Annotated in this window: 18 protein-coding genes; all 18 read left to right on the forward strand. The window is 45.8% G+C overall.

The features are described 5' to 3' along the window. The first annotated feature begins 91 nt into the window (after nucleotides 1-91). The 18 genes from BM299_RS15350 to BM299_RS15435 all read left to right on the forward strand — a co-directional run bounded on the left by BM299_RS15350 (nucleotide 92) and on the right by BM299_RS15435 (nucleotide 16863). Nucleotides 92-1747 (forward strand): tetratricopeptide repeat protein, encoded by a 1656-nt coding sequence (locus BM299_RS15350; protein ID WP_207545208.1) that lies wholly within the window; start codon nucleotides 92-94, stop codon nucleotides 1745-1747. Nucleotides 1748-2175: 428 nt separating this feature from the next. After that, the gene (locus tag BM299_RS15355) at nucleotides 2176-4575 is read left to right on the forward strand and encodes an O-antigen ligase family protein (protein WP_092486344.1); all 2400 of its coding nucleotides are present in this window, start codon (nucleotides 2176-2178) and stop codon (nucleotides 4573-4575) included. 66 nt (nucleotides 4576-4641) lie between these two features. Further along, nucleotides 4642-6195 (forward strand): undecaprenyl-phosphate galactose phosphotransferase WbaP, encoded by a 1554-nt coding sequence (gene wbaP, locus BM299_RS15360; RefSeq protein WP_165608366.1) that lies wholly within the window; start codon nucleotides 4642-4644, stop codon nucleotides 6193-6195. A gap of 24 nt (nucleotides 6196-6219) precedes the next feature. Further along, a complete protein-coding gene (locus tag BM299_RS15365) occupies nucleotides 6220-7065 on the forward strand; it encodes a PHP domain-containing protein (RefSeq protein ID WP_207545209.1) in 846 nt (281 codons plus the stop codon). A 119-nt stretch (nucleotides 7066-7184) separates the two neighbouring features. Continuing rightward, nucleotides 7185-7787 carry an adenylyl-sulfate kinase gene (gene cysC / locus BM299_RS15370; RefSeq protein ID WP_092486353.1) on the forward strand — a complete coding sequence of 201 codons (603 nt, stop codon included), beginning with the start codon at nucleotides 7185-7187 and terminating at the stop codon, nucleotides 7785-7787. A 29-nt stretch (nucleotides 7788-7816) separates the two neighbouring features. Further along, nucleotides 7817-8899, forward strand: coding sequence for a dTDP-glucose 4,6-dehydratase (rfbB, locus tag BM299_RS15375; RefSeq protein ID WP_092486355.1), 1083 nt, complete (start codon nucleotides 7817-7819; stop codon nucleotides 8897-8899). Next, nucleotides 8899-9783: a glucose-1-phosphate thymidylyltransferase RfbA gene (gene rfbA / locus BM299_RS15380; RefSeq protein WP_092486358.1), complete on the forward strand. Its 885-nt coding sequence runs from the start codon at nucleotides 8899-8901 to the stop codon at nucleotides 9781-9783. The genes rfbB and rfbA overlap by 1 nt, the downstream gene beginning before the upstream one ends. Then, nucleotides 9780-10346, forward strand: a complete 567-nt coding sequence (gene rfbC / locus BM299_RS15385) for a dTDP-4-dehydrorhamnose 3,5-epimerase (RefSeq protein ID WP_092486361.1) — start codon at nucleotides 9780-9782, stop codon at nucleotides 10344-10346. The genes rfbA and rfbC overlap by 4 nt, the downstream gene beginning before the upstream one ends. After that, a complete protein-coding gene (gene rfbD / locus BM299_RS15390; RefSeq protein WP_092486364.1) occupies nucleotides 10343-11266 on the forward strand; it encodes a dTDP-4-dehydrorhamnose reductase in 924 nt (307 codons plus the stop codon). The genes rfbC and rfbD overlap by 4 nt, the downstream gene beginning before the upstream one ends. Before the next feature lie 82 nt (nucleotides 11267-11348). Beyond that, the gene (locus BM299_RS15395) at nucleotides 11349-12701 is read left to right on the forward strand and encodes a flippase (protein WP_092486367.1); all 1353 of its coding nucleotides are present in this window, start codon (nucleotides 11349-11351) and stop codon (nucleotides 12699-12701) included. Then, nucleotides 12691-13554, forward strand: a complete 864-nt coding sequence (locus BM299_RS15400) for a sulfotransferase (RefSeq protein WP_092486370.1) — start codon at nucleotides 12691-12693, stop codon at nucleotides 13552-13554. The genes BM299_RS15395 and BM299_RS15400 overlap by 11 nt, the downstream gene beginning before the upstream one ends. Before the next feature lie 14 nt (nucleotides 13555-13568). Further along, nucleotides 13569-13808, forward strand: coding sequence for a hypothetical protein (locus BM299_RS15405; RefSeq protein ID WP_131820661.1), 240 nt, complete (start codon nucleotides 13569-13571; stop codon nucleotides 13806-13808). Beyond that, the gene (locus BM299_RS15410) at nucleotides 13774-14163 is read left to right on the forward strand and encodes a hypothetical protein (RefSeq protein ID WP_092486376.1); all 390 of its coding nucleotides are present in this window, start codon (nucleotides 13774-13776) and stop codon (nucleotides 14161-14163) included. The genes BM299_RS15405 and BM299_RS15410 overlap by 35 nt, the downstream gene beginning before the upstream one ends. Before the next feature lie 216 nt (nucleotides 14164-14379). Beyond that, on the forward strand, nucleotides 14380-14694 hold the full coding sequence (locus BM299_RS15415; protein WP_092486379.1) for a hypothetical protein: 315 nt from the start codon (nucleotides 14380-14382) through the stop codon (nucleotides 14692-14694). Between the two features lie 64 nt (nucleotides 14695-14758). Next, nucleotides 14759-15403, forward strand: coding sequence for a hypothetical protein (locus BM299_RS15420; RefSeq protein ID WP_092486382.1), 645 nt, complete (start codon nucleotides 14759-14761; stop codon nucleotides 15401-15403). Between the two features lie 21 nt (nucleotides 15404-15424). Then, nucleotides 15425-15664 (forward strand): hypothetical protein, encoded by a 240-nt coding sequence (locus BM299_RS15425; protein ID WP_092486385.1) that lies wholly within the window; start codon nucleotides 15425-15427, stop codon nucleotides 15662-15664. Between the two features lie 13 nt (nucleotides 15665-15677). After that, a complete protein-coding gene (locus BM299_RS15430) occupies nucleotides 15678-15884 on the forward strand; it encodes a hypothetical protein (RefSeq protein WP_092486388.1) in 207 nt (68 codons plus the stop codon). Continuing rightward, nucleotides 15856-16863, forward strand: a complete 1008-nt coding sequence (locus BM299_RS15435) for an MvdC/MvdD family ATP grasp protein (protein WP_092486391.1) — start codon at nucleotides 15856-15858, stop codon at nucleotides 16861-16863. Before BM299_RS15430 ends, BM299_RS15435 begins: the two co-directional genes overlap by 29 nt. Nucleotides 16864-17187: the final 324 nt, after the last annotated feature.

Genomic DNA, 17187 nt, shown 5'->3' on the forward strand with positions numbered 1-17187 from the left:
GGAGCTGCGCATAATCAACATTAATGATTTTACATAATACCTTGCATTCTTTAGCGGGGACTTTAGCTTGAGAGAGGTGTACAGCGTAACAATGAAAGTCAAAAAAGCGGAGGAACTTGCGGAAAAAGGAAAAGAATTGCTTGATACAGGTGACTTCCGGGCTGCCCAAAAGGCGTTTGCCGAAGCCCTGGAACTGGACGAGGCCGCCCCTATACGCAACAACCTGGCGCTGGCCGCCTTCATGGCCGGCGAGCCCCGGCGCGCCCTCGAGGTGCTGGAGCCGTACCTGGACCCGGAAAACGAAAAAGCCGGGGCGAACCCTTTTACCTACGCCCTGGCCGGCAGGATCCACTGCTCCCTTGGCCGGAAGGATTTGGCCCGCCGGCTGCTGCAGCAGGCCGTGCGCAGCTTCGAAGAGGGAATGAGGGAACTCCGACGTTCGGGACGGCAGCAGGACCTGCGCTCTTTCCGGGAATACACGGTAATCATCATGCGGGCGGCTGCCGACCTGGAGGACCACCGGCTGGTATTCGACCTCTATCGCCGCTGGGAATCCCATCATATTTCCTGGGAAAATAAATTTTTGGCCGCGGCGGCCTGTTTTAACATTGGGCGTTACAAGCGGTCCGCATCCCTCTGGTCCTCCATAGCCGGGATGCACCGGCTGTTTGCGGTTATGCAGCAGCTGGCCTTCATGGTGGAGCGGGGCGTTATTCCCCCCTTTGAAATGGGCTACGAACTTCATCCCGCGGAAAAACTGCAGGAGAAGATTGGAGATGCCGGCGCCAGCGAGGAGGCGCGCCGGCGGTACGTGCAGGACAGCTATTATCGCGTGGCGCTGCTGGCCTGGATATTTGAAGATGACAGCTCCCAAAACGCCGGCCGCGCCATGTATTCCCTGGTATATTACGGCGACGAGTGGGGTGAAAAACTGGGCCGGCAGGTGCTGGAATATTCCGGGTTTTCGCCTTCCCTGAAGATGGCGGCAGCGGACGCCCTGATGGCCAGGGGCATCCTGCGGGAAGGGGAACCCGTACCCATGTTTATCAACGGGCAACAGCGGCTGGTGGAAATTAAAAAGAGCCCTGTTTCGCTTGAGCCCGATGAAGAACTGGACGAAATAGTAGCCCGGGCGATTCATCTACGGGATAACGGACAAACAGAAGAGGCCATAGCCCTGCTTCAGGACATTCAACGGGAAGGCAAATTCTACCCCCCGGCGCTTATGATCCTGGCCAACCTTCTACGTCATAAAGGCGAATTGGATGAAGCCTTGCAAATAATGAAAATGCTGGAGGAAATAGCTCCCGAGGAACCGGCCCTACTGTTCAACCTGGCGGCGCTCATGCTGCAAATGGGCGAGCCGCAGCGGGCCCGGGAATACTTGGAGCGGATCGACGACCGGGAAACAGGAAATGACTTCAGACAAAAGCTAAAAGGGCTGAAAAAAGAAATCGAGTTGGCCGAAGTAACCTCATTGCTTTTTCATGATACAGAGTACCTCTCAAATGAGTACGCTGAAGAACAGCGCCTGAAAATCGAGGAAAAACCCCTTCCTGCGGACGCCACCCTCGCCCGGGGGCTGAAGAAAATGTTACTGGCTGGAAGGAGCTTGCTTGGTCTACGACCTCGAACCCGCGCGACGCCGCCGGGAGCGGGAGGAGCAGCTAAAAGACTTTCTCACCCGTTACGGCAACCTGGAAGAGATCGTGCGGGAACTGGACAAAGAAGAACGGAAACTGCTTAAATACCTGCTGCAGCGGGGAGGGTGGAGCAGGCTGAACGCTGTTACGCGCAAGTTCGGGACCATGGAGGGCGACGGTTTCTTCTGGGGGGAGTACGATCCGGAATCCCCTCTGGGCATCCTCTGGTCCCAGGCCCTGGTGATGGTGGGCCGGGCCACCGTCGAAGGCCGTCGTTGCAAAATTGCCACCATCCCCCTCGAACTGCGGGAGCCTTTGGGGGAAATACTGAACATCAATTAAATTTAATAGATATGGCCAGGAAAAAGGGGACTGGCTCTTTTTTCGCACTTTGAAAAAAGTGCCTGTCCCCTTTTTCCCCAAATTATCATTTTTCAACTTTGCAGGCAGGATCATGTAATAATTTGTAGAAGTAAATATCGTTTGCAGCAACCTGCTACGCTGCTAATTATCATTAGGGGTAACCACACAAATGACCGCCAAAAAGAAAAAATCAAAAAAAGAAGTCACGATAAAAAGCAGCCTTAAAGACAAGCAAGAATTCGACTGGCTGCACCAGATAGCCTTCTGGGGCCTGGCTTTGCTGCTCTTTTTCCCGCCCTACTTTCGGGGGTTGTTTTTCGCCCCGGAGCAGGAAAAAGCGCTCATGTTCGCCACCCTGGTATTCTGGCTCACCTTCCTGTGGCGCTGGCTGCAAAACGACCACAAATTCCTGCGCGGCCCCCTGGACTGGTTCGCCCTGGCCCTGCCGGTGGTTTACATAATATCCACCTTTACGGCGGTAAATAAAGGATATGCCATTGACGAAGTGGTCAAAAACATACTGTACTTCCTTACATACTGGTCCGCTTCGCGGCTGGTCCGCAATGAGGAAGATGTACATAAGCTGTTGCATGTTATTTATGTAAGCGCCACCGGCGTGGCCCTGGCGGGGCTGGCTACGGCGACGGGGATTGTACATATAAAAGATGGGTTTAACGGAACATATATTTCATCAACTTTTCAATACCATAATGCCTTGGCCGCTTACCTTGGGGCGGTGCTGTTTATAGGATTTTACTTGTGGAACTGTGCCAATGATCGCCAGTGCGATGCTTTGGTTAATAAACTAAATAATACAAAAGAAACCGTTGACGTTAAACTGGCTCGTTTAAATCCTACGGGTTATCTTTATGCTTGTGGTAACTTTTTGCTGTTGGCCGTTCTTATTGGCAGCAAGTCCCGGGGTGGCTTGCTGGTATTTGGTGTAGTGTTTATTCTATACTTATTAGGTATAGGACCTAAAAGACGGCTTACGGGCTTGTTAATGACAGGTTATCTGGGCGCGGTATCTTATGGTGTTACCGGTAAATTTATTTCCCTGGTCCAGAACGGTCAACATAATACGGCTTGGTTATGGATTATGGCCGGCATTATACTGGCCCTGGCCGGGCAATTGGCTTTTGATTTGCTCAACCGTCTTATCTTCGGACGGTGGCCGGGTGACGATAAGAAGTTTATCACAGCTTTTGTCATCTTAGCGGCCATTGTTATAGTTGCCACCGGAATATGGATTACCGGTAAGCCCCAAATTACAGAAAAAATATCCAGCTTCGAATATCTAAAAACCGCTTTTCACCGGTTTTACTACATGGAAAGTGCATTGAATATGATCAAGGAACGCCCACTGCTGGGCTGGGGCGGGGGCGGCTGGAAAGAAGCCTACGAGGCTTACCTGAGTTACCGGTATACCACCCGGGAAGTGCACAGCTACTATTTCCAGGTGGGTGTGGAAACGGGCATTGCCGGTATTATAATCGTGCTTGGCATCTGGCTGTCCTTCCTGGCGTCGGCTTGCCGGCTGTTCTTTGCAAACAAGGTAAACGATACGAACCGGCAGCTGGCGTGGTTATTTACAGTCGTTTTTTTCATGCTCGCCGGCCATGCCCTTATTGACTTTGACTTGTCCCTTTCGGCTATCACACTTGTATTGTGGAGCGTTGTTGGCATGACATATGGCCTGCAACGGGCAGTAAAGGGAGAAAAAAGGAGTCAAGCGAAACAAACCGCTGGCTTTGCCCCCCTTGTTGCGGTAACGGTAGTCTCACTGGTTGTTTTACTGATAAGTGCTTCTCTCTTTAATGCTTTCAATCTGTATAACCAGGGGATCTCCTATTTAAGGGCAAATAATGCTGCCAGGGGGGTAGAAAGCTTGGAAAAGGCCGCTGCCTACAACCCGTTTAATGCCAATTACCGGATTGCCCTGTCCCGGGTCTACAGCGGGTTGGGTAAAAGCGATGACGCCGTTGCCGAGGCCCGGGCGGCGGTTGACCTGAGCCCGTATAGTTTTGCAGTGCGCAATAACCTGGTGAAAATAGCCATAGCAAGCGGCAGCCATGAATTGGCTGCCGGGGAAATTGAAAACACCCTGCAATTAGCCCCCAATAACATAGAGGTCTACGAAGAATACGCCCAAAATTATGTAAACCTGGGCGTTAAAGAATTGACTTCCGGCAAAAAGGAAATGGTGCGAGAGTATTTTAAACAAGCTATTAATGTTATGCAATTAATAAATAACCGGGTACAGTCCCTTAACGAGAAAGATAATAAAATGTGGCAAGGCCCCCGGCTTGCAGTAAACGGCAAAATTAAGCTTTTCGCCGGACAGGCATATTATTTTATGGGCAACTTCACGGAAGCGCAAAAATATTTGCAGCAGGCTTCCAAATCAGGCAAAAAAGAAATTAAGGGCCAGGCTCTGGTCTGGCTGGCATTATTAAATGAGAAAAAGGGACGTGTGGTACAGGCCAATAAGTTAATGGACCAGGCAAACAAATTAACCCCGGAATTTGCACAAAAATACCCAGACCTCAAGAAAATACCGCTTCTCTAAAGGTAACATTATTTTAAGATATTGGTATATATCTAAAGGATTTCTTCTGAAGGGCTTGTGGTAGACTTGAGTTATAACCAGGGCATCAAAACCATAAATGCTACGACCACCGGTGTTGCGGATGGGCAATGTTCGCTTTCCCGACATAAATCTTCCCCGCACATAGAAACGGTTAGTCATGGTAAACTTCAGTTTTTGGCTGTTCCCTTGCTGATTTTAAATGATGTGGCGGCTTTCTATTTTAGCATATTAATTGCCTACGCGATAAGGGCGCTGTTATTACCTGTTATTATTAAAACTTTTCCGCAAATATTTTTGTTGATGGTTTTTAATACTTTATGGTGGGTACCTGCACTTGCTTGTATATTTTTCATTTTCGAAAAATCATATACAAAGCGCCTTCCATTTTGGCAGGAAGCCGGTCATATAGTAAAAACAACTACTCTGGTTTTTTTGGTAGCTATATGTATAGTATTTTTAGCCAAGCTGGGCGACACTACTTCGCGAACCCTGGTGCTGGTAGCCTGGACTATCAGTCTGTTCGTGGTGCCAACTTTTCGGTATCTAGGTAAGTTATTACTGGTAAAGTTGCATATATGGGAAAAACCCGTTATTATCGTTGGTGCCGGAGAAACGGGAAAACTTATTCTCAAGGCGATTCAATGCCAGCCTACCATAGGCTATAAACCGGTTGGTTTTCTGGATGATGACAAGGTTAAACAGTTACATCCTCCTGAACTTCCTTCGGGACAAAAAGTTCCGGTACTGGGGAATTTTGATGAAGCTGAAACCGTAATGGAACATACCGGTGTTTATGATGTTATTGTGGCAGCGCCTGGCTTGCAAGGAAAAAATTTGGTGCAACTGGTTAACAGGTTGCAACGCAAGGCGAATAATCTTTTAGTGGTACCTGACCTCTTCGGCATGGCCATGGAAGGAGTTGACGTGCAGTACCTTTTCGATGAGCGTACTTTGGTTCTTGGTATTAAAAATAATTTGAATGATAAGTTAAATGTTACAATCAAGAGAGTCTTCGATTTGCTTACGGGAATGTTGATTTTTATTGGTTTGCTGCCATTTATGGTACTAATAGCGATACTTATAAAATTGGAATCTAATGGTCCGGTTATTTTTGCACATCGACGTGTAGGAAAAGATGGGATTGAATTTAACTGTTTAAAATTTCGGACCATGGTAAGCAATGCGCAACAAGTTTTGGAGGAATTACTTGATAATGACCCCGAATCTCGTGAGGAATGGAATAGGGATTTTAAATTAAAAAATGATCCGCGTGTTACCCGTATAGGGAAACTTTTGCGCAAAACCAGCCTGGATGAACTGCCACAGATAATAAACGTACTAATGGGCCAAATGAGCCTGGTTGGACCTAGACCTATAGTTAAGGATGAAATAATCAAGTACGGTTCGAGGATAAATTATTATTACCAGGTGCCGCCAGGAATTACCGGTTTGTGGCAGGTAAGCGGAAGAAGCGATATTGATTACAAAACAAGGGTGCAAATTGATACCTGGTACGTGCGCAATTGGTCTCTGTGGTTGGACATTACGTTGCTTATTCGCACTATAAATGTTGTTTTAGCCCGCAAGGGTGCTTATTAAAATTATTTGAAAGAGGAATTGGATTTGGAAAAGTATGCAGACCTTCATATTCATTCTACCGCTTCTGACGGTATATTTACTCCATCGGATATAGTTAAACTGGCTAAGCAAAAGGGCTTTTCTTGTATAGCTTTGGCAGATCATGATACGGTTGGCGGAGTGAAAGAGGCTCTTAAAACAGGGTCATATGGGGGTCTTAAGGTTATACCAGCAGTGGAGATGTCAACGTTATATGATGGGGGCGAAGTACATATATTGGGCTATTATGTTAACATTGATGACGGGCAGTTTTTACAATGTTTATCCAGGATAGCCCAAGCACGAATTGAACGCGCTCAAGGCATGGTGAAAAAGTTACAAAACTTAGGTATCGAGATTACCTGGGAAGACGTTTTAAGAGAAGGTAGCGATATGAACAGTATTGGTCGCCCTCATATTGCTAGAGTGTTACTGAAGAAAGGACATATTTCGGCTATAAGTGAAGCTTTTACCAGCGATTATATAGGCAGAAACGGTAAAGCTTATGTGGAACGTTATGAAATAACACCAGCTGAAGCAATAAAAATTATAACAAATGCAGGGGGCATACCTGTACTGGCTCACCCGGGCTTTTTCAGGAAGACGAGTCGTTTAAAAAGGAACGATATTGAATATTTTGTTGCAGAGGGACTTCGCGGCATAGAGGTTTATCATACCAAGCATACTTCGAATGATACAAATTTTTACCATAACATAGCCTGTGAAATGAAGTTGTTGATAACCGGTGGATCCGACTGTCACGGTGATAAAAATGAAGAAATATTATTGGGGAAGATTAAGCTACCATATGAATATGTAAATAATCTCAGGCAGGCTGCATCAATCTCGTAGAGAGGTTAAGCAATTAACTGAGAAAGAATAAAGTTACAGTTTGATAAATCTGTGAGGTTTGTTTGATATTAATCAAGATTGGGTTTGTAGGATAGCTAATAACAAGGGGATGTTTTTGATTGGAAAAAGCGGTAAATAATGTTGTCTGGCAACAATATTCAATTACAAAGGAACACAGGCAGCAGTTAAACAAACACAAAAGCTTTGTCGTATGGTTCACTGGGCTGTCTGCCTCGGGTAAATCCACCCTCTCCAACGCTTTGGAATGCAAGCTTCATGAAATGGGCATTCGCACATATCTCCTTGATGGAGACAACGTCCGCCAGGGGCTGTGCAAAGACCTGGGTTTTTCCGAGGAAGACCGCAAAGAAAACATCCGGCGTATTGCCGAAGTGGCCAAGCTGTTTGTAGATGCTGGCATCGTGGTCATAACGGCGTTTATTTCCCCCTACAGGGCGGATCGGGAAATGGCCCGGCGATTGTTTAAGCCGGGGGAATTTATCGAAGTCTACGTAAAATGCCCCCTGCATGAGTGCGAGCGCAGGGATCCCAAAGGGCTGTACCGCAAAGCCCGGAGCGGGAAAATTAGTAACTTTACCGGTATAACTGCGCCTTATGAAGAACCAGAACAGCCGGAAATTATCGTTGACACTCATAAAAGTAATGTTGAAGATGCAGTGGAGCGAATTATAAGCTATTTAAAAACAATTAAAAAAGATTAACGTGAATCAGGAAAGGAAACTAGCAGGTTATGAATACGATACTGGTTACCGGCGGAGCCGGTTTTATCGGCAGCAACTTTGTTAGACACACTCTTGAACGGGGTAAAATCAAAATTATTAATCTTGATAAACTTACATACGCGGGAAACCTGGAATCGATGGCTGATGTTATGGATAGCCCAGATCATATATTTGTACAAGGAAGCATTGGTGATAGGAATTTAGTTAAACAGTTATTATGTGAATACTGCCCAAATGCTGTAGTCAATCTCGCTGCAGAATCTCATGTGGACCGCTCCATTGACGGGCCAGCGGATTTTATACATACAAATATTGTAGGCACATTCGAACTGCTGGAAGCAGCTAGAGCATATTGGAGTCAGCTAAACGGCGCAGAAAAAGAAAGCTTCCGTTTTTTACACGTTTCAACAGACGAGGTTTACGGCTCCCTTGGTCCCGAAGGGTATTTCACAGAAGAAAGTCCTTACGCCCCGAATTCACCATATTCGGCATCCAAGGCATCCTCGGATCACCTGGTGCGTGCTTACCATCATACATACGGTTTGCCGGTGTTAACAACAAATTGCTCTAACAACTACGGTCCATACCAGTTTCCGGAGAAACTTATCCCTTTAATGATTTTGAATGCCCTTGACAACAAACCGCTTCCGGTTTACGGTGACGGGCAAAATGTACGGGATTGGCTCTATGTTGAGGACCACTGCCGGGCTCTCCTGACCGTTTTGGACAAAGGTCAGCCCGGAGAAGTATATAACATTGGCGGCAATAACGAAAAGACCAATCTTGATGTGGTTCATACCTTGTGTGACTTGCTGGACGAAGTGCTCCCGCGTAAAGATGGCAATAGCTACCGCAAGCTAATTAAGTTCGTAAAGGATCGCCCCGGCCACGACCGGCGCTATGCCATCGATGCAAGTAAAATAAAGCGAGAACTGAGCTGGATGCCCGTTGAGACTTTTGAAACCGGTCTACATAAAACAGTACAGTGGTATCTGAACAATCAGGAATGGTGGCGACGAGTGTTGGACGGTAGCTATCGCGGTGAACGCCTGGGGCTTGGTAACAAGCTCTCTTTTCAGGGAGGAAAATAATGATTAAAAAAGGCATCATCCTTGCCGGTGGTTCCGGCACCCGCCTTTACCCTCTCACCAGGGTGGTAAGCAAGCAGCTTATGCCGGTTTACGATAAACCTATGATCTACTACCCCCTGAGCATTCTGATGCTGGCGGGAATTACGGAAATACTGGTTATTACCACCCCGCAGGACAGTCATCTTTTTGCTGAATTGCTCCGGGACGGTAGCCAGTGGGGGATCAATATACAGTACGCGGTGCAGCCCAGCCCGGACGGGCTGGCCCAGGCTTTCATCATCGGGCGGGATTTTATCGGCAAGGATGGTTGTGCGCTTATTTTGGGGGATAACATCTATTACGGGCACGGCCTGACCGGTAAATTAAGGAATGCTGCGGCTCAAGAGCAGGGCGCCACCGTTTTCGGCTACTGGGTCAGGGACCCGGAACGTTACGGCGTGGTGGAATTCGACGCCGAAGGCCGGGCGGTAAGTATAGAAGAAAAACCGGCCCGGCCCAAATCCAACTATGCCGTCACCGGACTTTACTTTTACGACAACCAGGTTGTTGACATGGCCGCCGGCTTAAAGCCGTCACCCCGGGGCGAACTGGAGATAACCGACATTAACAAGCTTTACCTGCAGCAGGGTCAATTGCGGGTGGAAAAACTCAGTCGAGGTTATGCCTGGCTGGATACCGGCACCCATGAAACTCTCCTGCAGGCGGCCAAATTTATTGAAACCATCGAGCAGAGGCAGGGTCTTAAAATATCCTGTCCGGAGGAAATTGCCTACCGCATGGGATTTATCAGTGCCGAACAGGTGGTTAAACTGGCCGAACCGCTGAAAAAGAACGGCTATGGCCAGTATCTCCTGAATTTGGCCCGGGACGGTAGAACTATATGAATGTGCTAGAAACTAAACTGCCCGGTGTATTAATAATAGAACCTGACGTATTTGGCGACGCCCGGGGTTATTTCATGGAAACCTGGCAGCAGGCCCGCTATGCGCAAGCCGGGTTGCCCGGCAACTTTGTTCAGGACAACCTTTCCTTTTCAACCAGGGGGGTTTTGCGAGGCCTGCATTTCCAAAATCCCAACGCGCAGGGCAAACTTGTATTTGTCCTGCAGGGAGAGGTATTTGACGTGGCGGTGGATATCCGCGCCGGTTCACCAACTTTCGGCCAGTGGGTCGGCGTCACCCTCTCCAGCGAAAACAAACGCCAGCTATACATACCCGAAGGGTTTGCACACGGTTTCTGTGTTACCAGCGAAACCGCCCTGTTTGCATATAAGTGTACAGATATTTATAACCCTGCCGCCGAAGGCGGCATCATTTGGAACGACCCTGACATCGGTATCGATTGGCCAATAGATAATCCCATCCTTTCGGAAAAAGACCGGGGTTATCAACAGTTGAAAGATATACCCGGGGAAAAGCTTCCTCAATTCGGGAGTGTAATCAAATGAATTCCTCTTTACGCCTAACACCTCACCTCTCACTTAAAATAATGCTAACCGGTAAAAACGGGCAGGTTGGCTGGGAACTGCAGCGCACCCTTGCCCCGTTGGGCCAAGTGATAGCTTTGGGCAGGCAAGATTTAGACCTTGCCGACCCCGGTCAAATCCGGGAGCGAGTGAGGGAAATTAAACCGGATATTATTGTCAACGCTGCTGCTTACACCGCTGTAGACAAAGCGGAGGAAGAGCCGGAACTGGCTATGTCCGTCAACGGCATCGCCCCCGGCATTTTGGCGGAAGAAGCTAAACTTATTGATGCCGCTATCGTTCATTATTCCACCGATTATGTTTTCAATGGTCAAAAAAATAGCCCTTACACCGAGGAAGATGAGCCGGAACCATTAAACGTCTATGGCAAAACCAAGCTGGCGGGGGAGCAGGCTATCAAGGCGGTGGGGGTACCGTACCTGATTTTGCGCACCAGTTGGGTTTACGGCATGCGGGGGAAAAACTTTTTGCTAACAATCCTGCGGCTGGCGTGGGAGCGCGAGGAATTACGCGTTGTAGACGACCAGATCGGCTCCCCCACCTGGAGCCGCATGGTTGCCGAAGCAACGGCCCAAATACTGGCTCGGGTTTATTCACCCCTTATGCCTTACCCCTCACTCCTTACGGACGTAAGCGGTATTTATCATTTAAGCGCAGGCGGGCATACGAGCTGGTACGGCTTTACAAAAGAAATTATAAAATACGCCTCACGCCTCACTCCTTACTCCTTGCAGGTCAGTCCGATTCCGTCCGCGGATTACCCGGCACCCGCCCGCAGGCCGGCGTATTCGGTGTTGTCTAACTTAAAGTTGAAAGAAACTTTTGGTGTTGCAATGCCCGATTGGGAGTTATTGTTAAAAATCGCTATTGAGGAATCATAAAGATATGCGTGATAAAATTATCGGGTAAAAAATGATCTCATGGATGAAGGAGAACATGAGATGATTATGAGGTTGTTAAACCATGCGCATTCTTGCCCTGATATTTAACCGTATTTCCGCGTTTTTCGGTTTGGACTGGCATATGAAAGAAGTTTTAAGCGGTGCCTTCGTAGCTTTTACATTCAAGGTTCTGGGAGCGGGATTGGGTTTTGCTTTTAATGTATTACTTGCCAGATTGCTTGGAGCTGAAAGGGCGGGTTTATACTATTTAGCTTTTACCGTGATTACCATTGCCACGGTAGTTGGCCGCATGGGTTTGGATAATGCATTGCTTAGGTTTACCGCTACTAATGCTGTTCAAGAAAAATGGGAAAAGGTATCCGGTGTTTACCGTAAGGGAATATTTATAGCAGTTATTGCCTCTTTAGTTGCTACCATTATTGTTGGTAGCAGTGCAAGTTGGGTTGCCAAGGGCATTTTTTCTGAACCAGCTTTAGTGAAGCCAATAAGGTTAATGGCTTTGGCCATCTTGCCCATAAGTTTGCTGACCCTGCACGCGGAATTACTGAAAGGTTTAAAAAGAATACGAGATGCTATGCTGGTGCAGGGTGTTGGTGTTCCTTTAATTAGTATATCACTTCTTGCATTCCTAGGCGGTCCCTTCCAGGTTACCGGGGCGGTAACGGCATATGTTTGTGCTACAACTATTGTGCTTTTATTGAGCGTAGCTTTATGGCGGCGGGCCACTCCCAAACTCAGGGGCGTCCGCGGTACCTTCGATACCCGCTTGTTATTAGCAACCAGTATGCCGTTGTTACTGGTGGCTTCCATGAACTTGATCATGAGTTGGACCGACACGATTATGCTTGGCTTTTGGATCGACAGCAAATCGGTTGGCATTTATAATATTGCCATGCGTGCCGCCATGCTGACCAGTTTTATTCTTTTTGCTGTTAACAGTATCGTTGCGCCGAAGTTTGCGGCTTTATACGCGAAAGGAGAACTGGAGGCTTTAGGTATTGTTGCCCGAAATTCAACTGCATTAATGACTGTTCTTGCTTTACCTATTTTATTGTTGTTTATTTTGAGTCCCAAGTTTATACTTGGGATTTTCGGACCAGGCTTTATAAGCGGTAGTAATGTCCTTATTATTCTGGCGCTTGGGCAATTTGTTAATGTTGCAACGGGATCGGTTGGATATCTATTAATGATGACCGGCTATGAAAAGTTGATGCGAAATAATATCATCGGTTCAGCGATTCTTAACATTATACTTAATACATTACTAGTGCCCAAATATGGTATTACAGGTGCAGCTATAGCAACCGCTGTCAGTCTTGCAATAATGAATCTGGTTTCAGCCGGACTTGTTTACTGGAAACTTTCGATTATTACACTGCCAATACCGAAAGGGGCTTATATACGTGCAAAATAATATAAATAGGCTACCAATAATAATCATAGGTATGCACCGTTCCGGTACCAGCATGCTTACCCGCATGCTGGAAGAGCTGGGGCTATTTATGGGTAAGGAGAAAGAAAGTAACCACGAAGCTCTGTTTTTCCTAAGGTTAAATGATTGGTTGCTAAGGCAAAGTGGTGGTGCCTGGGATCACCCAGAGCCTATAAAGCATCTTTTAAATAATACCCAGGTCCGCGCCCTCATGATGGATTATATTCGTTATATGATGAAAACTCCCCGGGTGGTCAGTTACCTGGGTTGGGGCAAATACCTGCGATACCGTACACCGGCCAATCTAGACATTCCCTGGGGCTGGAAAGACCCGCGCAATACTTACACGCTCCCTATCTGGCTTGATCTCTTTCCCGATGCAAAGGTTATTCATATTTATCGTAATGGTGTTGACGTGGCAAATAGCTTAAAGGTACGGGCAGAAAAAATACTAGTAAACTCAAAAGCATTGTACTTAAGGCGAAAGTTGCTCTACTGGGTGCGTCCAAAGAAAGGTGGCTTTACTCATTCGCTACGTTGTGTTAATTTAAGCGGTGGTTTTTCATTATGGACAGATTACTTGCGGGAGGCTCAATCCCACGTCAGGTCTCTGGGGAGTAACGCCATAGAAATAAAGTATGAAGATTTTCTTGCTGATCCTTATACTTCATTAAAATATATTTGTAAGTTTTGCGAGCTTGAAATCAATGATGAAATCATCCGTCAAGTTTCCGGGAAGGTGAAAAAAGGCCGGGCATACGCTTATAAGGACAAACCTGAATTACAAACTTTTGCTGCACAAGTGGCGGATCGCCTAAAATTATTCGGTTATTGATACCGCATATCGATATGAAAAGAAAGTACATTGCGGCTGAAGATATATGCCGCAATATCATCTTTGATAAAAAATTGAATAACTTTGCCAGGAAGTATTTGGTTAAGGGTAATGAGTGCCTTGTGGAGTATGTTATGAATTTTGAAGCCGAACATGACTCGCTTTCCGCCATGGTCGGAGAATTTTTGATGCTACACGAGGGCGTTGCGTTCAGCGTGTATGGTGAAAAACATTCCTTTAACCATGCTGATTAACTGGTTTGGTCCAAAAGGTGTTGAAGCACTGCTGGAACAAGGTGCGATAGAATTCGTCCTGCGTGATGATATAATTACATACGCTGTGGATGATATTAATGGTACCTTACCCCTGCAAACCGGCCAGTTGAATTCCAGCGTTCATTGTGACCCGGAGGCTTCAGCTACGGAGGGCCTCAAGTGGTTGGCCAGGCCGCTTCCCAGGCGAAATCGGCGAGCCCTGGTGCGAAAAGCAATTAAAGCATATAAAGCGGTTCCCAGTGACTTGAATAAAGAAGCGGTGGAGATAGGGTATAGACGCTATAAGTCTAAGCTGCGGGTATTACACTTGATTTGCTTGATGTTTATATTTTAGATGGCCTTGGCAAAGGGTGGACGCCGAAGGATTTTATCGACAGGCAGTTAAAACCCCTGGCGGGAGAAAATGAAACAAGGTAAAGCTTTTATTGAAAAACGGTTAAACCTTTAGTGGAAAACGAAATAGAATAACTCTATTATTTATTATTTATCAGGTTGGCATACTTATGCGGGAGTGCCGTGAGCCGTAGCACAGGCCGGAAGGAGTTAAAATATGTCTATAAAGGTTGGTGGGTATACGTTTGAAGGACCGTATTCATCAACGAACAGCTTGGAGGACAGGTCGGGCGTTTATGCAATTTTGTGTACTACGGGCGATGCAAACACTTATTCCTTGATTGATGTCGGGGAATCTTCGGAAGTGAAAACCAGGGTGGAGAATCATGACCGCGCGGGTTGCTGGAGTGAAAATTGTTTAAATACCTTAAGATGCGCAGTTTATTATACCCCGCATAAACAGCAAGCGGGTCGTAAGGAAATTGAACAAGAGATACGCGACAAATATAGTATTCCTTGCGGCGAAAGGTAAAATGAAGTAGGTTAGTTAACTGGCTCACGGTGCTTGGTTTTTTATGGTATAACGAGGTAAGTTCATGCCGAAGCTAACCAGGATAATTAAAAATATTGGACAACTGTTTTGGCCTTTTCTCGAAGGTGAAGTCAAACCGGATACAACTATTTATACCTGCGAAAAAAGGATGTTGCAGGAAATTGAAAATATACAAGATGTTCCATTGCTTAATCAATTTGCTTCCATGGCTGAAAAACTATACCTGGAAGAAAAAGAGCGCTTACAAACCGTAGAAGGAAAGGGAGCAACCTTTTTAGGAACATCCGGATTTGCAGCAACACTGCTTATTTGGTTGGCTCAAATTGTAGTTGATAAAAGTTTTTTTAAAAATGATTGCTGGTTTTCAATCATGATCTTGACATTATATATAGCCACACAGGTTTATTTCTTGAGAACCATTTATCTTTCAGCACGGTGCCTGTCGCGTCGGGGATACCGTGCCATAGACAGAAGAATAGTTTTACCGGATTCCGGTATTAACCAAAGCCAATATTTGAAAAGGTTGGCTGTAATGTATGTGGCCAATTATTCTCATAATCGCAGGGTGACCAATGAAAAAACGGATTTGGTGGCTCTGGCGCAGGAAAATTTTATGCGGGCTGTTATCTGCATTGGAGTTATAGGAATATTTTTCATTGCCCAGAAGGCTTTTGCTCAATTAGTTTAAATTTAAAATGAAGGGGGTAACATGCCGCGCCCGTTTATCGCCATGTTTGCGTCGCCGGTGGAGCAGGAGTGCATAAATCTTAAATATGATTATGGGAAAGATATTTCGGTAACAGGTGATAATCAACCAATTATTTCAGTCAATTATCCGTGCAATGAATTGTTGACAAAAACAGAAGTTCAAAGGGAAGATGACGATGATGCTTTCGATTTTCTGACGAAAACAAAAGTTGAACGGGAAGATGACGACGATTATTTTTAGGGAGGCACTTGGCATGAACGTATTTATTGGCCAGTTTGCGGAAGCACTGCAAAAAAAACACTGTTTTTTTTCTTATTCGGAAGCCAAAGAAGTTAATGTTAACAGCGATGACCCAGAAAAAATATTTATCCTCACCGATACGGCGGAGGCCGAGCTGTTAACTAAAACATTTGTTGAAAGAGAAGACGACGATGAAGGTTTCGATGACTTATACCGGTAGGGATTTAATTTTGCTCCTAACCAACAAGGAGGATCTTACTGCCGATTTTGTTGTGTTGGAATTGCAAAAGCGAAATATACCCTATTTCAGGTTTAATACCGAGGATTTCCCTTATAAAATAAAGGCCGGGATTTCGTGCCGCAACAGCTTGGTAAACGGTTATATTGACGACGGAAAGAATATCATTGATCTAAAAGGGGTTAAAAGCATCTGGTATAGAAGGCCAAAACGGGCAGTTCCGGGCGAAAATATTAATAACGAATTTGAGCGTTTTTGTAGAATGGAATCTTGGTATTTTCTCCGTGGACTGTGGGAAAATATCGACTGCTTCTGGGTCAGCCACCCCTATAATTTGGAAAAAGCGAGGAGCAAGATTAGACAGTTGGCTGTTGCGCAACAAATCGGGTTGAAAATTCCAGATACCCTGGTATCCAACAACCCGTCGGAAGTAAAACGTTTTTTTGAAGAATTGAAGGGGGAAATGGTGGTCAAGCCGGTACGGTCGGGGCTTGTACGGGGAGATGTGAAAGATTATGTTATTTATACAAGTAAAGTCTCGGTTGAGCATTTGGAAAAATTGGACGGCCTGAAGTTTGCCCCTTCTATTTTCCAGGCGTGCATCCCTAAAAAATATGACATCAGGGTAACCGTTATCGGTGAAAAAGTTTTTCCGGTGGAAATCCATTCTCAAAGTAACCCGGAAGCTGTAATTGATTGGAGAAAACCTCAGGATGTGAAGCTGGAACACCGGGTCCATGACCTCCCTGTTGAAATAAAAACAAAATGTTTGCAACTTGTAAAGTTTTATGGTATCCAATTTGCGGCTATTGACTTGGTTCTCTCCAGGGACGGTAAGTATTATTTTCTTGAACTGAACCCAAACGGCCAGTGGGCCTGGATAGAACAGAGAACTGGTATACCACTAACGGAGAGTTTGGTTGATTTGTTAGTTAATCTTGACTCTGACGCGTGTAAGTGAAAAATTAAGTAATAATGTTACGGGATGTAAATCTGTTAAATGGAAACTTTAATTGGTATGGAGCGAGGTTTTAAGGTAAAGTGGGTCTTGCCCGGGGTTGCATTATTTTTAAATGGGACAGGTCTACAGATTGTTTAGAAGGAGTGCTTCGCGAGCAATTTCAGAAGGCAAAAAGAGATGTCAGTTAATGAATAACATCAATGAATTTGCTAATGGTTTCGTAGAAGTATATTATAACCTTACCTCATATATAGATAAAAAATAAGTTAATTAATGCTTAAGAATGAAATTCCATTGGTCTCCAAGCTTTTGTTGCTGCACGAG

It is taken from the genome of Desulfoscipio geothermicus DSM 3669 (genome assembly GCF_900115975.1).
GTDB lineage: Bacteria > Bacillota > Desulfotomaculia > Desulfotomaculales > Desulfallaceae > Desulfoscipio > Desulfoscipio geothermicus.